The 16,223-nt window shown below is 70.3% G+C and carries 12 protein-coding genes; 6 read left to right on the top strand and 6 right to left on the bottom strand.

Translation table 11 applies throughout. The annotated features are described in order from the left end of the window. Positions 1–92 precede the first annotated feature (92 nt). Positions 93–1,205, bottom strand: coding sequence for a LacI family DNA-binding transcriptional regulator (locus tag ACNFOC_RS36175; RefSeq protein ID WP_078622773.1), 1,113 nt, complete (start codon positions 1,203–1,205; stop codon positions 93–95). A gap of 484 nt (positions 1,206–1,689) precedes the next feature. Between ACNFOC_RS36175 and hisC the strand changes: the two genes are divergently transcribed. The 6 genes from hisC to ACNFOC_RS36205 all read left to right on the top strand — a co-directional run bounded on the left by hisC (position 1,690) and on the right by ACNFOC_RS36205 (position 12,096). Further along, the gene (gene hisC, locus ACNFOC_RS36180; RefSeq protein ID WP_416963263.1) at positions 1,690–2,769 is read left to right on the top strand and encodes a histidinol-phosphate transaminase; all 1,080 of its coding nucleotides are present in this window, start codon (positions 1,690–1,692) and stop codon (positions 2,767–2,769) included. 259 nt (positions 2,770–3,028) lie between these two features. Then, positions 3,029–4,537, top strand: a complete 1,509-nt coding sequence (locus tag ACNFOC_RS36185) for a cytochrome ubiquinol oxidase subunit I (protein WP_416963264.1) — start codon at positions 3,029–3,031, stop codon at positions 4,535–4,537. Positions 4,538–4,558: 21 nt separating this feature from the next. Then, positions 4,559–5,563, top strand: a complete 1,005-nt coding sequence (cydB, locus tag ACNFOC_RS36190) for a cytochrome d ubiquinol oxidase subunit II (RefSeq protein WP_416963265.1) — start codon at positions 4,559–4,561, stop codon at positions 5,561–5,563. 129 nt (positions 5,564–5,692) lie between these two features. Further along, positions 5,693–9,190 carry a thiol reductant ABC exporter subunit CydD gene (gene cydD, locus ACNFOC_RS36195; RefSeq protein WP_416963266.1) on the top strand — a complete coding sequence of 1,166 codons (3,498 nt, stop codon included), beginning with the start codon at positions 5,693–5,695 and terminating at the stop codon, positions 9,188–9,190. Positions 9,191–9,251: 61 nt separating this feature from the next. Then, positions 9,252–10,937: a sensor histidine kinase gene (locus ACNFOC_RS36200; RefSeq protein WP_416963267.1), complete on the top strand. Its 1,686-nt coding sequence runs from the start codon at positions 9,252–9,254 to the stop codon at positions 10,935–10,937. A 115-nt stretch (positions 10,938–11,052) separates the two neighbouring features. After that, positions 11,053–12,096: a peptidoglycan DD-metalloendopeptidase family protein gene (locus ACNFOC_RS36205; protein WP_416963268.1), complete on the top strand. Its 1,044-nt coding sequence runs from the start codon at positions 11,053–11,055 to the stop codon at positions 12,094–12,096. Between the two features lie 59 nt (positions 12,097–12,155). Here ACNFOC_RS36205 and ACNFOC_RS36210 read toward each other — a convergent pair whose 3' ends face one another. The 5 genes from ACNFOC_RS36210 to ACNFOC_RS36230 all read right to left on the bottom strand — a co-directional run bounded on the left by ACNFOC_RS36210 (position 12,156) and on the right by ACNFOC_RS36230 (position 16,200). Further along, on the bottom strand, positions 12,156–13,043 hold the full coding sequence (locus tag ACNFOC_RS36210) for a Cof-type HAD-IIB family hydrolase (RefSeq protein ID WP_416963269.1): 888 nt from the start codon (positions 13,041–13,043) through the stop codon (positions 12,156–12,158). A gap of 98 nt (positions 13,044–13,141) precedes the next feature. Next, entirely contained in the window at positions 13,142–14,044 is a 903-nt protein-coding gene (locus ACNFOC_RS36215) for an LLM class flavin-dependent oxidoreductase (RefSeq protein ID WP_416963270.1), read from the bottom strand. A gap of 42 nt (positions 14,045–14,086) precedes the next feature. Then, on the bottom strand, positions 14,087–14,545 hold the full coding sequence (locus ACNFOC_RS36220) for a hypothetical protein (protein WP_416963271.1): 459 nt from the start codon (positions 14,543–14,545) through the stop codon (positions 14,087–14,089). 57 nt (positions 14,546–14,602) lie between these two features. Beyond that, positions 14,603–15,151: an RNA 2'-phosphotransferase gene (locus ACNFOC_RS36225; RefSeq protein ID WP_416963272.1), complete on the bottom strand. Its 549-nt coding sequence runs from the start codon at positions 15,149–15,151 to the stop codon at positions 14,603–14,605. A 122-nt stretch (positions 15,152–15,273) separates the two neighbouring features. Continuing rightward, a complete protein-coding gene (locus ACNFOC_RS36230; RefSeq protein WP_416963273.1) occupies positions 15,274–16,200 on the bottom strand; it encodes a MerR family transcriptional regulator in 927 nt (308 codons plus the stop codon). Between the last annotated feature and the right edge of the window lie 23 nt (positions 16,201–16,223).

Below are 16,223 nucleotides of genomic sequence, written 5' to 3' on the forward strand. Positions count from 1 at the left end.
GTCCGAGGACCCGGCCGGCCATGGCCGAGTCCCGGCAGCAGCACCGGCTGGGAGACCTCCGTCGACGGGTCGGGCAGGCCGCTCGCCGAGTCCTACTTCCCCTCAGGCGACCGAGGCGGACTCACCGTGGTCCTCGGCGGACGCCGCTGGGACGACGTCCGCACGATCAGTTCCGTCGGTATCACCTGCTCGATCGGCAGGTCGGACTCGACCCCCTCGATCGCGTCGATGAGGAGTTGCACCACCGCCGTACCGATCCGCCGCGGCTTCAGGGACAGCGTCGTGACCGGCGGCTCGGTGTTCGCGTACACCGTGGACTCGCTACAGCACACGAGCAGCAGATCCTCCGGCACGCGCATCCCGTAACGACGGGCCGCCGCCAGCAGATCCGTGCCGTTGGGGTCGAACAGGCCGTAGACCGCGTCGGGCCGGTCGGGCCGGGCGAGCAACCGGTCGGCGGCGACGGCCCCCGCGCACGGATCGTGCGCCGGATACGACTCGTACACCGGATCCTGGCCCACCCGCTCGCACCAACGCAGGTATGCGGTGGTCGAGAGGTGGGTGTACGTGTCCGTGCTCGTGCCCGTGAGCAGGCCGATCCGGCGGGCGCCGGCGTCGGCCAGGTGGTCCAGGATGCCCAGGACCGCGGCCTCGTGATCGTTGTCGACCCACGCGGTCACCGGGAGCGAGCCGGCCGGGCGGCCGTCGGAGACGACCGGTAAACCCTGCCGGACCAGCTCGCTGACCACCGGGTCCTGGTCGGACGGGTCGATGACGACCGTGCCGTCCAGGGCGACGTTCGACCACACGTCGTGGCGCGAGGTCGCCGGGAGGATCACGAGGGCGTAGCCGCGGGCGAGCGCGGCCGAGGTGGCGGCCCGCGCCATCTCGGCGAAGTACGCGAACTCGGTGAAGGTGAAAGGTTCATCCCCGTACGTCGTCACGGTCAGGCCGATGAGGCCCGACTTGCCGGTACGGAGTGTGCGAGCCGCCGCTGAGGGCCGATAGCCCAGCCGGTCGGCGACTTCGCGGACATGGCGTCGGGTGGCGTCCGGGAGCCGGCCCTTGCCGTTGAGGGCGTCGGAGACGGTCGTGATGGAGACTCCGGCCGCGGCGGCCACGTCTCTGATTCCCGCCCGGCCCGGCCGGCTTCCTCGACGAGAGGTTTCCGCGCGGCTCACCTGGTGCTTCCCTGCTGCTGTCATGGCGAGCCGATAGTAGGGCTCATGCGGTGGGGTAGTGCGGACGCATATGCACGCGTTGACAGGCACGTTTCTGCAAGGTCAGAAGGGGTCAACTGCCTTAGAAACAAAGTCAGTTAAACGATGCAATGGCATTACGTGACTTGTCGGCGCGCATAGGCCTGCCAAGCCCCCCATGTTTCGAAGAGGTCTCAACTCACCTGTACGAGCGATGCGCGCTACGGCGCGAGCTACCAGCGCATAGATATATGTACAGCGCGCCCCCGGTTCGTGCGCCTTCGTACGGTGTTGCCCCTGATGCGGATGTGACGCATGGGGCGATCCCGACAGGCACCCGACCGGCACTCGACAGGCACCCGGAGGCTGCTCACGTGGGCGTCGGCGACCGCTCACCCCGGCTGGACCTGTACGCGCCGGCGCCGAATCCTCATAAGGTGAGCAGTATTGAAAGCCGGTCGTGCCGGTGGTGGTCACGAGGAGGACTGCGGTGAGCGAGACGAGCCCGAAGCTGCGCGCCGAGCTGGAGGGTATTCCCACCTACAAGCCGGGCAAGCCTGCCTCGGCGGACGGTCCGGTGGCCTACAAGCTGTCCTCCAATGAGAACCCGTACCCCCCGCTCCCCGGCGTGATGGAGAGCGTCACCGCGGCGGCTCTGAACTTCAACCGGTACCCCGACATGGCGTGCACCGGCCTGATGAACGAGCTGGCTGAACGGTTCGGCGTCCCCGTCTCCCACCTGGCCACCGGCACCGGCTCGGTCGGCGTCGCCCAGCAGCTGATCCAGGCGACCGCAGGGCCCGGCGACGAAGTCATGTACGCCTGGCGGTCCTTCGAGGCGTACCCGATCATCACGCGGATCAGCGGTGCCACGCCGGTCCAGGTGCCGCTGACCCCGGGCGACGTGCACGACCTGGACGCGATGGCGGACGCCATCACCGACCGGACCCGGCTGATCTTCGTCTGCAACCCCAACAACCCGACAGGCACGGTCGTACGGCGGGCCGAGCTGGAGCGCTTCCTGGACCGGGTGCCCGGCGACGTGCTCGTCGTCCTGGACGAGGCCTACCGCGAGTTCATCCGCGATATGGACGTGCCGGACGGCGTCCAGCTCTACCGCGACCGGCCGAACGTCTGCGTCCTGCGGACCTTCTCCAAGGCGTACGGCCTCGCCGGGCTGCGGGTCGGTTTCGCGATCGCCCACGAGCCGGTGGCGGCGGCGCTGCGCAAGACGGCGGTGCCCTTCGGGGTGAGTCAGCTCGCGCAGGACGCGGCGATCGCCTCGCTGCGCGCCGAGGACGAACTGCTCGGCCGCGTCGGTTCGTTGGTGTCCGAGCGCACCCGCGTGGTCGACACGCTGCGCGCCCAGGGCTGGACGGTCCCGGAGACCCAGGCCAACTTCGTGTGGCTACGGCTGGGGGAGCGCACGCTCGACTTCGCGGCGGCCTGTGACCAGGCGGGCGTGGTGGTGCGGCCGTTCGCGGGCGAGGGTGCGCGGATCACGATCGGGGAGTCCGAGGGCAACGACATCTTTCTGAAGGTGGCCGAGGGCTTCCGCAAGGAGTTGTGAACGACTGTCGCGAGCCTGCGGGGCGTCTTGGTTCCACGTGAAACCGAGGCGCCCCGCGCCATAGGCCGACCGGCTCTGGCCGATGTGACGTACGGGACGTCCTTAGGGACCCCCCGCCCATCACGCATCGAACGGCTATGCGTCATAATTCCTTGTGAATGTGAACGCGTTCACAAGCGTGTCCTGCTTGTCCAGTGATGCGTGTGACATAAGGGGCAAACTGCCGCTGTGACCACGGCGACATAAGGAGACTGACGACGTGGATTTGGCTCTGGCGCCGGAGACACTGGCGCGATGGCAGTTCGGCATCACCACCGTCTACCACTTCCTGTTCGTCCCGCTGACGATCTCGCTCGCCGCTCTCACGGCCGGGCTGGAGACCGCGTGGGTGCGCACGGAGAAGGAGAAGTACCTCAGGGCCACCAAGTTCTGGGGCAAGCTCTTCCTGATCAACATCGCCATGGGCGTCGTCACGGGCATCGTGCAGGAGTTCCAGTTCGGTATGAACTGGTCCGCCTACTCGCGGTTCGTCGGTGACATCTTCGGTGCCCCGCTCGCCTTCGAGGCGCTGATCGCGTTCTTCTTCGAGTCCACCTTCATCGGGCTGTGGATCTTCGGCTGGGACAAGCTGCCCAAGCGGATCCACCTGGCCTGCATCTGGATGGTCTCGATCGGCACGATCCTGTCGGCGTACTTCATCCTCGCGGCCAACTCGTGGATGCAGCACCCCGTCGGCTACAAGATCAACAAGGCCAAGGGGCGTGCCGAACTCACCGACTTCTGGCACGTGCTGACCCAGAACACCGCACTCGCGCAGGCCTTCCACACGCTCTCCGCGTCCTTCCTGACCGGCGGCGCGTTCATGGTCGGCATCGCGGCCTTCCACCTGTTCCGCAAGAAGCACATCGCCGTGATGAAGAGCTCGCTGCGGCTGGGCCTGGTCACCGTCGCCATCGCCGGCCTGCTCACCGCGGTCAGCGGTGACACTCTCGGCAAGGTCATGTTCAAGCAGCAGCCCATGAAGATGGCGGCCGCCGAGGCACTGTGGGACGGCCAGGACTCCGCGCCGTTCTCGATCTTCGCCTACGGCGACGTCAGCAAGGGCCACAACTCCGTCGAGCTGTCCATCCCCGGGATACTGTCGTTCCTCGCCGACGACGACTTCAGTTCGTACGTCCCCGGCATCAACGACACCAACAAGGCCGAGCAGGCCAAGTACGGTCCCGGCGACTACCGGCCCATCATCCCCGTCACCTTCTGGGCGTTCCGCTGGATGATCGGCTTCGGCATGGCGTCCTTCGCGATCGGCCTGGCCGGACTCTGGCTGACCCGCAAGAAGTTCATGCTGGCTCCCCATCTGCGGGTCGGCGACGACGAGGTGCCGAATGTCGTCCTCTTCAAGAACAAGACCCTCGGCCCGAAACTCACCAAGCTCTACTGGCTGGTGTCGATCTGGACCCTCGGCTTCCCCCTGATCGCCAACTCCTGGGGCTGGATCTTCACCGAGATGGGCCGCCAGCCCTGGGTCGTCTACGGCCTCTTCCAGACCCGCGACGCGGTCTCCCCCAGCGTCTCCCAGGGCGAGGTCCTCACCTCGATGATCGTCTTCACCTCGCTCTACGCGATCCTCGCTGTCATCGAGGTCAAGCTGCTCGCGAAGTACGTCAAGGCCGGCCCGCCCGAACTCACCGAGGCTGACCTCAACCCGCCCACGAAGATCGGCGGCGACTCCCGTGACGCCGACAAGCCGATGGCCTTCTCCTACTAGGCCGAGGGAGCTGCAACAGTCATGGAACTGCACGACGTCTGGTTCGTCCTCATCGCCGTCCTGTGGACCGGCTACTTCTTCCTGGAGGGCTTCGACTTCGGGGTCGGCATCCTCACCAAACTGCTCGCCCGCGACCGCACCGAGAAGCGGGTGCTGATCAACACGATCGGCCCGGTCTGGGACGGCAACGAGGTCTGGCTGCTCACCGCCGGCGGCGCGACCTTCGCCGCCTTCCCCGAGTGGTACGCCACCCTCTTCTCCGGCTTCTACCTCGCCCTGCTGATCATCCTGGTCTGCCTGATCGTCCGGGGCGTCGCCTTCGAGTACCGGGCGAAGCGGCCGGAGGAGAACTGGCAGCGCAACTGGGAGACGGCGATCTTCTGGACCTCGCTGCTCCCCGCGTTCCTGTGGGGCGTGGCCTTCGGCAACATCGTCCGGGGCGTGAAGATCGACAAGAACTTCGAGTACGCCGGCACCTTCTGGGATCTGCTCAACCCGTACGCCATCCTCGGCGGCCTGGTCACGCTGACGCTCTTCACCTTCCACGGTGCGGTGTTCACGGCCCTCAAGACCGTCGGGGACATCCGGGTGCGGGCGCGGAAGCTGGCCCTTCAAGTCGGGCTCGTCACCGCCCTGTTGGCGCTGGCCTTCCTGATCTGGACCCAGGTCGACAGCGGTGACGGCAAGAGTCTGGTCGCGCTGATCGTGGCCGTCGTCGCACTCGTCGCGGCGCTGGGAGCGATTCAACTCGGCCGTGAGGGCTGGTCGTTCGCGTTCTCCGGCGTCACCATCGTGGCGGCCGTCGCGATGCTCTTCCTGTCGCTCTTCCCGAACGTCATGCCGTCCTCGCTCAACCCGGACTGGAGCCTCACGGTCACCAACGCCTCGTCGAGCCCGTACACCCTGAAGATCATGACCTGGTGCGCGGGGATCGCCACGCCGATCGTGCTGCTCTACCAGAGCTGGACCTACTGGGTGTTCCGCAAGCGGATCGGTACGCAGCACATCGCCGAAGCCGCGCACTGAGTCCGCGCTCTTAGTCCGAGCATTGAGTCCGACTTGGGGCATGTTTCACGTGAAACATGCCCCTTGGCCCCGCCGAGAAGTCGGGACCGCTGCGAAGCCGGGACCTCCCGAGAAGAGGGTGTGTTTCACGTGAAACCGATCGACCCACGTCTGCTCCGCTACGCCCGCGCCACCCGCCTCTTCCTCATGGCGGTCGTCGGCCTGGGTGCCCTCGGTGCGGTGCTGGTCATCGCGCAGGCGATGCTCATCGCCGAAGTCGTGGTCGGTGCCTTCCAGCACCGGATGTCCGTCGGTGAACTCGGCACTCCCCTGCTGCTGTTGGTGGCCGTCGCCATCGGCCGCGCCCTGGTCTCCTGGCTCACCGAACTCGCCGCCCACCGCGCCAGCGCCGCCGTGAAGTCGGAGCTACGGCGACGGCTGCTGGAGCGTTCCGTGGAGCTGGGCCCCGGCTGGCTGAGCGGGCAGCGGACCGGTTCGCTGGTCGCCCTCGCCACCCGGGGCGTTGATGCCCTCGACGACTACTTCTCGCGCTATCTCCCGCAGTTGGGGCTCGCGGTGGTGGTCCCGGTGGCGGTGCTGGCGCGGATCGTCACCGAGGACTGGGTGTCGGCGGCGATCATCGTCGGCACGCTGCCGCTCATCCCGCTCTTCATGGTGATGATCGGCTGGGCCACGCAGTCCCGGATGGACCGGCAGTGGCAGTTGCTGTCCCGGCTCTCCGGGCACTTCCTGGACGTGGTCGCCGGACTGCCGACCCTGAAGGTGTTCGGCCGGGCCAAGGCGCAGGCCGACTCGATCCGGCGCATCACCGGCGAGTACCGGCAGGCGACCATGCGGACGCTGCGGATCGCGTTCGTCTCCTCCTTCGCCCTGGAGTTGCTCGCCACGCTCTCCGTGGCCCTGGTCGCCGTGACGATCGGCATGCGGCTCGTCCACGGCGACATGGACCTCTACATCGGTCTGGTCGTCCTCGTCCTGGCCCCCGAGGCGTACCTGCCGCTGCGTCAGGTGGGCGCGCAGTACCACGCTGCTGCTGAGGGCCTCTCGGCGGCCGAGGAGATCTTCTCGGTGCTTGAGACACCGGTACCGGCCTCCGGCAGCACCGAAGTACCGTCGGACGCCCTGGTCTTCGAGGGCGTGACGGTCCGCTATCCCGGGCGGTCCGCGGACGCCGTGTCGGACACGTCCTTCACCGTGGAACCCGGAGAGACGGTCGCCCTCGTCGGCCCGAGCGGCTCGGGCAAGTCCACTCTGCTGAACGCCCTGTTGGGGTTCGTCCGGCCCGCCGAGGGCCGGGTGCGCGTCGGGGGAGTCGATCTCACCGACGTCGACCTGGAGCGGTGGCGGTCCCGGATCGCCTGGGTGCCGCAACGCCCGCAGCTGTACGCCGGGACGATCGCCGAGAACGTACGGCTCGCCCGCCCCGACGCCGACGACACCGCCGTACGGCGGGCGCTGGCCGATGCGGGCGCCCTGGACTTCGTGGACGCGCTGCCCGAGGGCATCGGGACCGTGCTCGGCGAGGACGGTGCCGGGCTGTCCGCCGGGCAGCGGCAGCGGCTCGCGCTCGCGCGGGCCTTCCTCGCCGACCGGCCTGTGCTCCTCCTCGACGAACCGACGGCCGCGCTGGACGGAGCGACCGAGGCCGAAGTGGTGGAAGCGGTACGGCGGTTGGCGGTCGGGCGGACGGTCCTGCTCGTGGTGCACCGGCCGGCCCTGCTGGCGGTGGCCGACCGGGTGGTGCGGGTGACAGAGGGCGTGGCCGCGATGGGCGCGGAGACCGTGCCGGCGGTCACCGGTACGAACCGGGGCTCGTCGGAGACGCCGGTGAGTCCCGTGGCCCTCGACGAGCCCGGGACGCGGCTCGCGGCACACACGGGTGGCGTCCTCGCCCGGGTCCGTGCCATGTCCGGCGCCCGGCGCGGACGCCTCGCCCTGGCGCTGCTGCTCGGAAGTCTCGCGCTCGGCAGCGCCGTTGGGCTCATGGCCACCTCCGGGTGGCTGATCTCGCGGGCCTCGCAGCAGCCGCCCGTGCTGTACCTGATGGTGGCCGTGACGGCGACCAGGACCTTCGGCATCGGGCGGGCCGTCTTCCGTTACGCGGAGCGGCTCGTGTCGCACGACGCGGTGCTGCGGATGCTGGCCGACACCCGGGTCGCCGTCTACCGGCGCCTTGACAGGCTCGCTCCCGCCGGGCTGCGCGACACCCGTCGCGGCGATCTGCTGTCCCGGCTCGTCGCGGACGTCGACGCGCTCCAGGACTACTGGCTGCGCTGGCTCCTGCCCGCAGGCGTCGCGGTGACCGTCTCTGCCGCGACGGTCGGTTTCACGGCCTGGCTGCTTCCTGAGGCGGGGGCCGCCCTCGCGGTCGGTCTCCTCGCGGCCGGCGTCGGCGTCCCCCTCGTCACCGGCGCCGTGGCTCGCCGTGCCGAACGGCGGCTGGCCCCCGCCCGCGGAGTGCTCGCCACCCGCGTGACCGAACTGCTCACCGGAACGGCCGAGTTGACGGTCGCCGGCGCGCTGCCCGCCCGTACCGCCGAGGCCGAGCGGGCCGACGGCACCCTCACCCGGATCGCTTCCCGCGCCGCCACCGCCACCGCGCTCGGCGACGGCCTGACCGCGCTGATCTCCGGTCTGACCGTCGCCGCCACCGCGCTCGTGGCAGCCCAGGCCGTCGCCGCGGGACGGCTCAGCGGTGTCCTCACGGCCGTCGTCGTCCTGACCCCGCTCGCCGCCTTCGAGGCCGTCCTCGGACTGCCCCTTGCCGTGCAGTACCGGCAGCGGGTCCGCAAGAGCGCCGAGCGCGTGTACGAAGTGCTGGACGCGCCCGAACCCGTACGGGAACCGGAGCGGCCCCGCCAGGCGCCCGCGACGCCCTTCCCGCTCGTCGTGCAGGGACTGGCCGCCCGGCACACAGGGCAGGACCGGGACGCGCTCGCCGGGCTCGACCTGACGTTGGAGAAGGGGCGCCGGGTCGCCGTCGTCGGCACCTCCGGGTCCGGCAAGACGACGCTGGCACAGGTGCTGCTGCGCTTCCTCGACGCGGACACCGGCACGTACACGCTGGCCGGCGTGGACGCGTACGCCCTGGACGGCGACGACGTACGACGGCTCGTCGGGCTGTGTGCCCAGGACGCGCACCTCTTCGACAGCTCGGTGCGCGAGAACCTGCTCCTTGCGAAGAAGGACGCGACCGAGGACGAACTGCGGGCGGTGCTGGAGCGGGCCCGGCTCCTCGACTGGGCCGACGGGCTGCCCGAGGGCCTGGACACGCTGGTCGGTGAGCACGGGGCGCGACTGTCCGGCGGACAGCGGCAGCGGCTGGCGCTCGCCCGCGCGTTGCTCGCCGACTTCCCGGTCCTCGTGCTCGACGAGCCCGCCGAACACCTGGACCTGGCGACCGCCGACGCGCTCACCGCCGATCTGCTGGCCGCCACGGAAGGCCGTACGACACTGCTGATCACGCACCGGCTCGCGGGCCTGGAGGACGTGGACGAGGTGATCGTGCTGGACGAGGGGCGTGTGGTGCAGCGGGGACCGTACGCCGGACTGACCTCGGTGGAGGGGCCGTTGCGGGGGATGGCGGAGCGGGAGGCGGAGTCGGAGTTGCTGGTGGCGGCCGGCTAGGAGGGCTCGTCGCCGCTTCGCTCGACTTTCCTTGACAAAGGGGACTAATTAGGCTCGGTGTATGTCAGCCACCCCGCGCCCTGGTCCCCCGCTCCCCTCCCCGGGACTCTCGGCCGAACTGGCCGTCCGCGTGCCGCAGTTGCTGGAGGCGATGCGGTCCGTGGGGAGCGGGCTCGAACTGCACTCCACGCTGGAGCGGATCTGCGAGGCGGCGGCCACGCTGACGGACGCCCGCTATGCGGGGATCGGCGTCATCGACGAGGATGGCGACGCGCTCGCCGACTTCGTCTTCCACGGGGTCGACGCGGGGACCGCGCGGCGTATCGGGCGGTTTCCCGACGGGCACAAGGGGCTGCTCGGCGCCCTCATCCGGGAGTCGGAGCCGGTGCGGCTGGTGGATGTGAGCGAGGATCCGCGGTCCTGGGGTTTCCCCGAGCACCATCCGCGGATACGCGGCTTTCTCGGTGTTCCCATCCGCGTCCAGGGAGAGGTCTTCGGGAACCTCTATCTCGGCGAGAAGCGCGGCGGGCATCCCTTCAACGACTCCGACGTCAGCATGGTCCGGGTGCTGGCGACCGAGGCGGGTATCGCCATCGGCAACGCCCGGCTGTACGAGGCCGCCAAGCAGCGCGAGCGGTGGATCGACGGGTCGGTGGCCGTCACGACCGCCCTGTTGTCCGGCGGTGACGCAGAGGACGCGCTCCAGGTCGTCGCGGAACGGGCCCGCCGGCTGTCCGGATCGGCGGCCGGGATCGTGCTGCTGCCCGCCGCCGAGGGCGGCATGGAGATCGTCGCCGTGGCCTCGGAACAGCCGTCGGACCAACTCGGCAGGGTCGTCCCGCCGGAGAGCGAGATCGTCGCCCAACTCCTCGACGGACAGCCGGTGTTCGTGGCGGACGCGGCCACCGATCCCCGTATGCTCAGCGCCCTCGCGCGCGCGTACGGGCCGATCATGGCGCTGCCCCTACAGAGCGGAGGGCGCGTCCTGGGCGCCCTGGTCACGCCCCGCGCGCCGGGCGAGCGGCCGTTCGCCGAGGCCGAGCGCACCCTCGCGATCCAGTTCGCCTCGCAGGCCGCGCTCGCGCTGATGATGGCCGAGGCGCAGCGCGACCGGGAGCGGCTCGCGGTGTACGAGGACCGCGACCGGATCGCCCGCGACCTGCACGACCTGGTCATCCAACGGCTGTTCGCCACCGGGATGATGCTGGAGAGCGCCCAGCGCGGGTCGCTCGTCCCCGAGGTGCGGCGCGGTGTGGGCAACGCCGTCGACGAACTCGACGTCACCATCCAGGAGATCCGCACCGCGATCTTCGCGCTCCAGCAGGGCCCCGCGGAGGCGCCCTCCGGGCTGCGCACGCGGGTGCTGCGGGAGATCAACATGGCGGCCGTGCCCCTCGGCTTCAAGCCCGCGCACCGTTTCGTCGGCGCGGTCGACACCACGGTCGGCGATCTCACCGGCAAGAACCTCATCGCGGCCCTGCGCGAGGCCCTCTCCAACGCGTTCCGGCACGCGGAGGCGGCGCGGATCGAGGTCGTCGTCGACGCGACCGCGACCCTGCCGGACGGCCGGCCCGGCGTCCGGCTCACCGTCGCGGACGACGGCGTCGGCATCCCGGCGGGCGGCCGGCGCAGCGGCCTGCGGAACCTCAAGCGCCGGGCCGAATCCCTGGGTGGCGACAGCTGGTACGGGCCGGGCATCGGCGAGGACGGCGGCGGTACGACGGTGGTGTGGCAGGCGCCCCACTGAGCCCTGTCGGGCCGCCGGCCACCGCGGCCACCGCTGAGCCGTTCGCAGCAAGGCGTCCCCCATGCGTACGACTTGAACAGGGCCTTCGTCCGCCGCGCGGGTCACGATCGCTGACATGCGCTCATCTCGCCGTCATCCGCTGCTCGTTCCGGTGCTGCTGTGCGCGCTCGCCGTCCTGGCGGCCCGCCCCGGCGACGACGACTCCCAGGCCGCCTCCGGTGCCAGTGCGCAGGTGGCACGGCTGTACCAGGACGCGGCGGTCGCGGCGCAGCGGTACGAGGCGGGGCGGCAGGAGGCCGACGCGCAACGGGCCCGGGCCCAGCGGGTCGAGGGCCAACTGGACCGCGAACGGCGGGAGATCGCACGGCTGCACGAGGACCTGGGCCGGATCGCCCGCGCCCAGTACCGCGGCGGCGGCGGTATCCCGATGGCGGCCCGGATCATCCTCGCGGACAGCCCCGAGGATCTGATGCGCGATCAGCACGTCTTCTCGCAGGCGGATCTCGCCGTCGGCAACGCGATCGGCAGGAGCCACCGGGCCGAGGTCCGGCTCGCCGGCGACGAGGTGAAGGCCGCGTCGGAGTGGCGGACCCTGGAGAAGCGGAACGCCGAACTCGCCGACCTGAAGCAGGGCATCCAGCGCAAACTCGAAGAGGCGCGCGGCCAGTTGCAGGGCCAGGCGGACGCCTCGGTCGCGGCGGGCACCTGCCGGGGCGCCGTCCGCCTCGACCAGCCGCCGACCTCCGTCACCGACCCGTGGGTCGCGCCGGTGGAGCCCGTCGAACTCTCCGCGGGCTTCGGCAGCGGCGGCTCCCGCTGGGCCAACCGGCACACCGGCCAGGACTTCGCGGTGCCCATCGGTACGCCGGTGCGGGCGGCCGGGGCGGGCCGGGTGGTGCGGGTGTCCTGCGGCGGCGCCTTCGGCATCGAGATCGTCATCGAGCACCCGGGCGGCTACTACACGCAGTACGCCCACCTCGCCGCCGTCACCGTCGACCAGGGGGACCGCGTCACCACCGGCCAGTGGATCGCCCAGTCCGGCACGACCGGCAACTCCACCGGCCCACACCTGCACTTCGAGGTGCGGGTCACCCCGGACATGGGATCGGCGGTCGATCCGGTGCCCTGGCTGGCACAGCGAGGAGTACCGCTCGGCTGAGGGAATTCGTCGCGTAAGGGGCGTGCTCTAGGACGACGCCCGTTACCACCCGGTCGCCGTCAGCGCCGTTCCGCCAGCATCCGCTCGATCACGACCGCCACACCGTCCTCGTTGTTGTCGACGGTTCGCCCGGAGGCTGCGGCGAGCACGTCGGGGTGCGCGTTCCCCATCGCGTACGACTGTCCCGCCCAGGTGAGCATCTCGACGTCGTTCGGCATGTCCCCGAAGGCGACGACCTCCTCGGGCGCGATACCGCGCTCCGCGCAGCACAGGGCGAGCGTGCTGGCCTTGGAGACGCCGGGCCCGCTGATCTCCAGCAGGGCGCTGGGGCTGGAGCGGGTTACGTTCGCGCGGTCGCCGAGGGCGAGGCGGGCGACGTTCAGGAAGACGTCCGGGTCCAGCTCGGCGTGGAACGCGAGGATCTTCAGCACCGGCTCGTCGGCCCCCAGGGCGTCCGACGCCAGGAGCTTCTCGGCGGGGGCGAGGGTGTCCGGGATCTCCAGGTGCAGCTTCGGATACGCCGGCTCCTGGTAGAAGCCGTAGGTCTGCTCGATCGCGTACACCGTCCCGGGCGCCGCCTCGCGCACCAGGCGTACGGCGTCGAGGGCGTTCTCCCGGGCCAGTTCGCGGACCTTCACGAAACGGTGGGCGCCGGCGCCGCCGTGCAGGTCGACCACGGCGGCGCCGTTGCCGCAGATCGCCAGGCCGTGGCCGTGGACGTGGTCGCTGACGACGTCCATCCAGCGGGCCGGGCGGCCGGTGACGAAGAAGACCTCGATACCCGCCTCCTCGGCCGCCGCCAGGGCGGCCACCGTGCGGGGGGACACCGACTTGTCGTCGCGCAGCAGGGTGCCGTCCAGGTCGGTGGCGATCAGTCGTGGCGGGACGGCGGAGGCCGGGGTCTCGGGCTGTCGAGTCGCTGAGGTCACCGGGTCATTCTCCCGCATATGCCCGCACGATCGTGCGGGCGGGCGCACAGGTGAGTGGTTACCGCCCCTACCAGGGCCGTTGTGCTCCCCGAGTCCCGCTGAGCCGTGGCGGCGACTCAGCGGAGCTGCGTCGGAGCCTCCATGGCGATCTGCTCGAAGACCTTCTCGTCCGCGGCGAAGTCGGAGTCCGGGATCGGCCAGTGGATCACGATGTCGGTGAAGCCCAGTTCCTGGTGCCGGCCCGCGAAATCGACGAAGGCGTCGAGGGACTCCAGCGGGCGGCCGCGGTCCGGGGTGAAACCGGTGAGCAGGATCTTGTCGATCGCGGCCGTGTCCCGGCCGATCGCCGCACAGGCGTCGGCCAGCTTCTCGACCTGCCCGCGAAGGGCGTGAACCGACTGCTCAGGGGTGCCGTTCTCGAACAGCTTGGGGTCGCCGGTGGTCACCCACGCCTGTCCGTACCGGGCGGCGAGCTTCAGCCCGCGCGGACCGGTGGCGGCCACCGCGAAGGGCAGCCGGGGTCGCTGCACACAGCCCGGGATGTTGCGCGCCTCGTGCGCGGAGTAGAAGTCGCCCTTGTACGACACCGAGTCCTCGGTGAGCAGCCGGTCCAGCAGCGGAACGAACTCCCCGAACCGGTCCGCACGCTCACGCGGGGTCCACGGTTCCTGCCCGAGCGCCGTGGCGTCGAAGCCGGTGCCGCCCGCGCCGATGCCCAGGGTGACCCGCCCGTCGGAGACGTCGTCGAGCGAGATGAGCTCCTTGGCGAGGGTCACCGGGTGCCGGAAATTCGGCGAGGTGACGAGGGTGCCCAGACGCATCCGCTCGGTGACGGCCGCGGCGGCGGTCAGTGTCGGTACGGCGCCGAACCACGGGCCGTCCCGGAAGGTGCGCCAGGACAGGTGGTCGTAGGTGAAACCGGCGTGGAAGCCGAGCTGCTCCGCGCGCTGCCAGGACTCGCGGCTCCCCTCGTTCCAGCGGCGGTACGGGAGGATCACGGTGCTCAGGCGCAGGCTCATGATGGCCAGGCTATGCCGACGTCCGTGTTTCACGTGAAACCGTCACTGTATGCGGCTGTTGAGCCACGGAGTGAGGACGATCATCGAGATCCACTCCTTGTGCGTCCGGTCGCCGGGCAGCGGGACGACGAGATTGCAACTGGGCGGGAAACGGCGGGCCTTGACGTAGGCGTGGCCGTCGAAGACGGAGCGGAGGAAGGCGGGGACGTCGTCGCGGGCGATGTCGGGGCAGTCGATGCCCTCGACCGTGATCAGCGCGTCGTCGTCGGGATAGAGCCGCACGCTCACCCGCGGCAGTCCGCCGAACTCGACGAAGGCCTCGTGCGGGAGCGAACCGTCCGGGTCGGTGGTGACGCCGAAGCCCGCGGAGGTGCGGCGTGAGGTCTGGTCGGCGCCGATGTCATGGGTGACCTCCATCTCGCGCGCGTACTCGGACGCGACGGCGCGGAGGGCGGTGACGGCGGCCTCGGTGCTCGGGAAGTGGTCCATACCACTGATCATGCCGGGGGTGGTGCCGCGGAGGCCATACCCGGGCGGTACTCCTCAGGCCGTGCGGGGTCAGTGGGATGCGGGGAACCGCAGATACCGCACGGGTACCGCCTCCGTGAGCCACACCCCGTTCTCGCTGACCCGGAAGACGTGACCGTCCCGCTGCATGGCGCCGGTATCCACGGAGAGCACGACCGGCCGCCCGCGGCGGGCACCCACGCGGGTCGCGGTCTCCCGGTCGGCGGAGAGGTGCACGGCATGGCGGTTCATGGGCCTGAGCCCTTCGGCCCGGATCGCGTCGAGGATGCGTGCGACCGTGCCGTGGAAGAGGTACGGCGGCGGGGTGGCCGGGGGCAGTCCGAGGTCGACCTCGATGCTGTGGCCCTGGCTGGCGCGGATACGGGTGCCCTCGATCGCGAAGCGGCGCTTGTCGTTCGTGGCCACCACGTGGTCGAGTTCCTGACGGCTGAACCGGACCCCGTGTGCGGTACAGGCGGCGATCAGCGTGTCGATCTCGACCCAGCCGGCCTCGTCGAGGGTGAGCCCGATCCGCTCGGGTTGGTGGCGCAGATGCTTGGAGAGGTACTTCGACACCTTCACGGTGCGTCTTTCATCCATCCGCTCAGCATGACGGGAGAGACGTGGGTCACGCATTTTATTTTGTGGCCGATGTTTGATCCACAACCAACTGTAGTTATCCACAGGGGAATTGGCGTTTCTGTGGACAACTCCCTGTCATGTCACCCCTGTTCGTCAAGATCAGCTGGGGGCCCACCCCTTGGCATGAGCGCATCCAACGCCCTTGCCCGCAGCTCCCGTTCGGCCGCCAGCGCGATGAACTCGGCCGCCTTCGCGGGACCAACCAACGCCTCCACGGCCCGCATTGTCGTCTCGGGCACGGCCACGGAACGTGACGAGGACGCGGACCGCGAAGGCTCCGCTGCCCCGAGGTGCCGACGCAGGGACCTATTGGCGAACAGGCGCATCGCGCGGGCGAGTTCGGCGTCCACGGTCTGCTGGGCGAGCGGGCGCAGTCGTCGGACGAGCGAGGCCGCTTCGGTCGCGTCCGCGTCCGTCGGACGGTGCGAGCCGTCGAGGTAGCGGGCGAAGACGTGCTCGGTGGTGAACTCCAGGAAACGGGAGGCGATGTGCTCGACCTGGACCCTCAACTCCCGCAGGTGGGACGAGATCGCGGGCAGGGGGACCCCGGAGGCGTACAACTCGACGGCTACGGCCAGCTCTTGGGGGCTCGGTACGAGGAAGGAGTCGGTGTCTCCGGGGACCGGCTCGAGTACGCCGAGTTCGACGGCCTCGGCGACGGCCGCGTCGTCCGGGCTGCCGCCGAAGCGCTGCTCCAGCTCGGTGCGCGAGATCCGGACCGCCTCCTCGTCGGTCCACGGCCCGTCGACCTCGGCGGCCAGCCCGAGCACCCCGCCCAGACCCCGGCCCGCGTCCCACGCGTCCAGCAACTCCTTGATGGAGGCCAGGCCGTAGCCGCGGTCGAGAAGGTCCGCGATCTGCCGGAGCCGGGCGAGATGGACATCGGCGTACACGTTGGCCCGCCCGCGCCGCTCAGGGCGGGGGAGCAGACCGCGGTCCTGGTAGGCACGGATCGTCCGGACGGTGGCTCCACTGAGATGCGCAAGATCCTCGATGCGGTAGGCGATTTTGCCGGGGCCGGGGCCGGGGC

It is taken from the genome of Streptomyces colwelliae, from assembly GCF_048158785.1.
Taxonomy (GTDB): domain Bacteria; phylum Actinomycetota; class Actinomycetes; order Streptomycetales; family Streptomycetaceae; genus Streptomyces.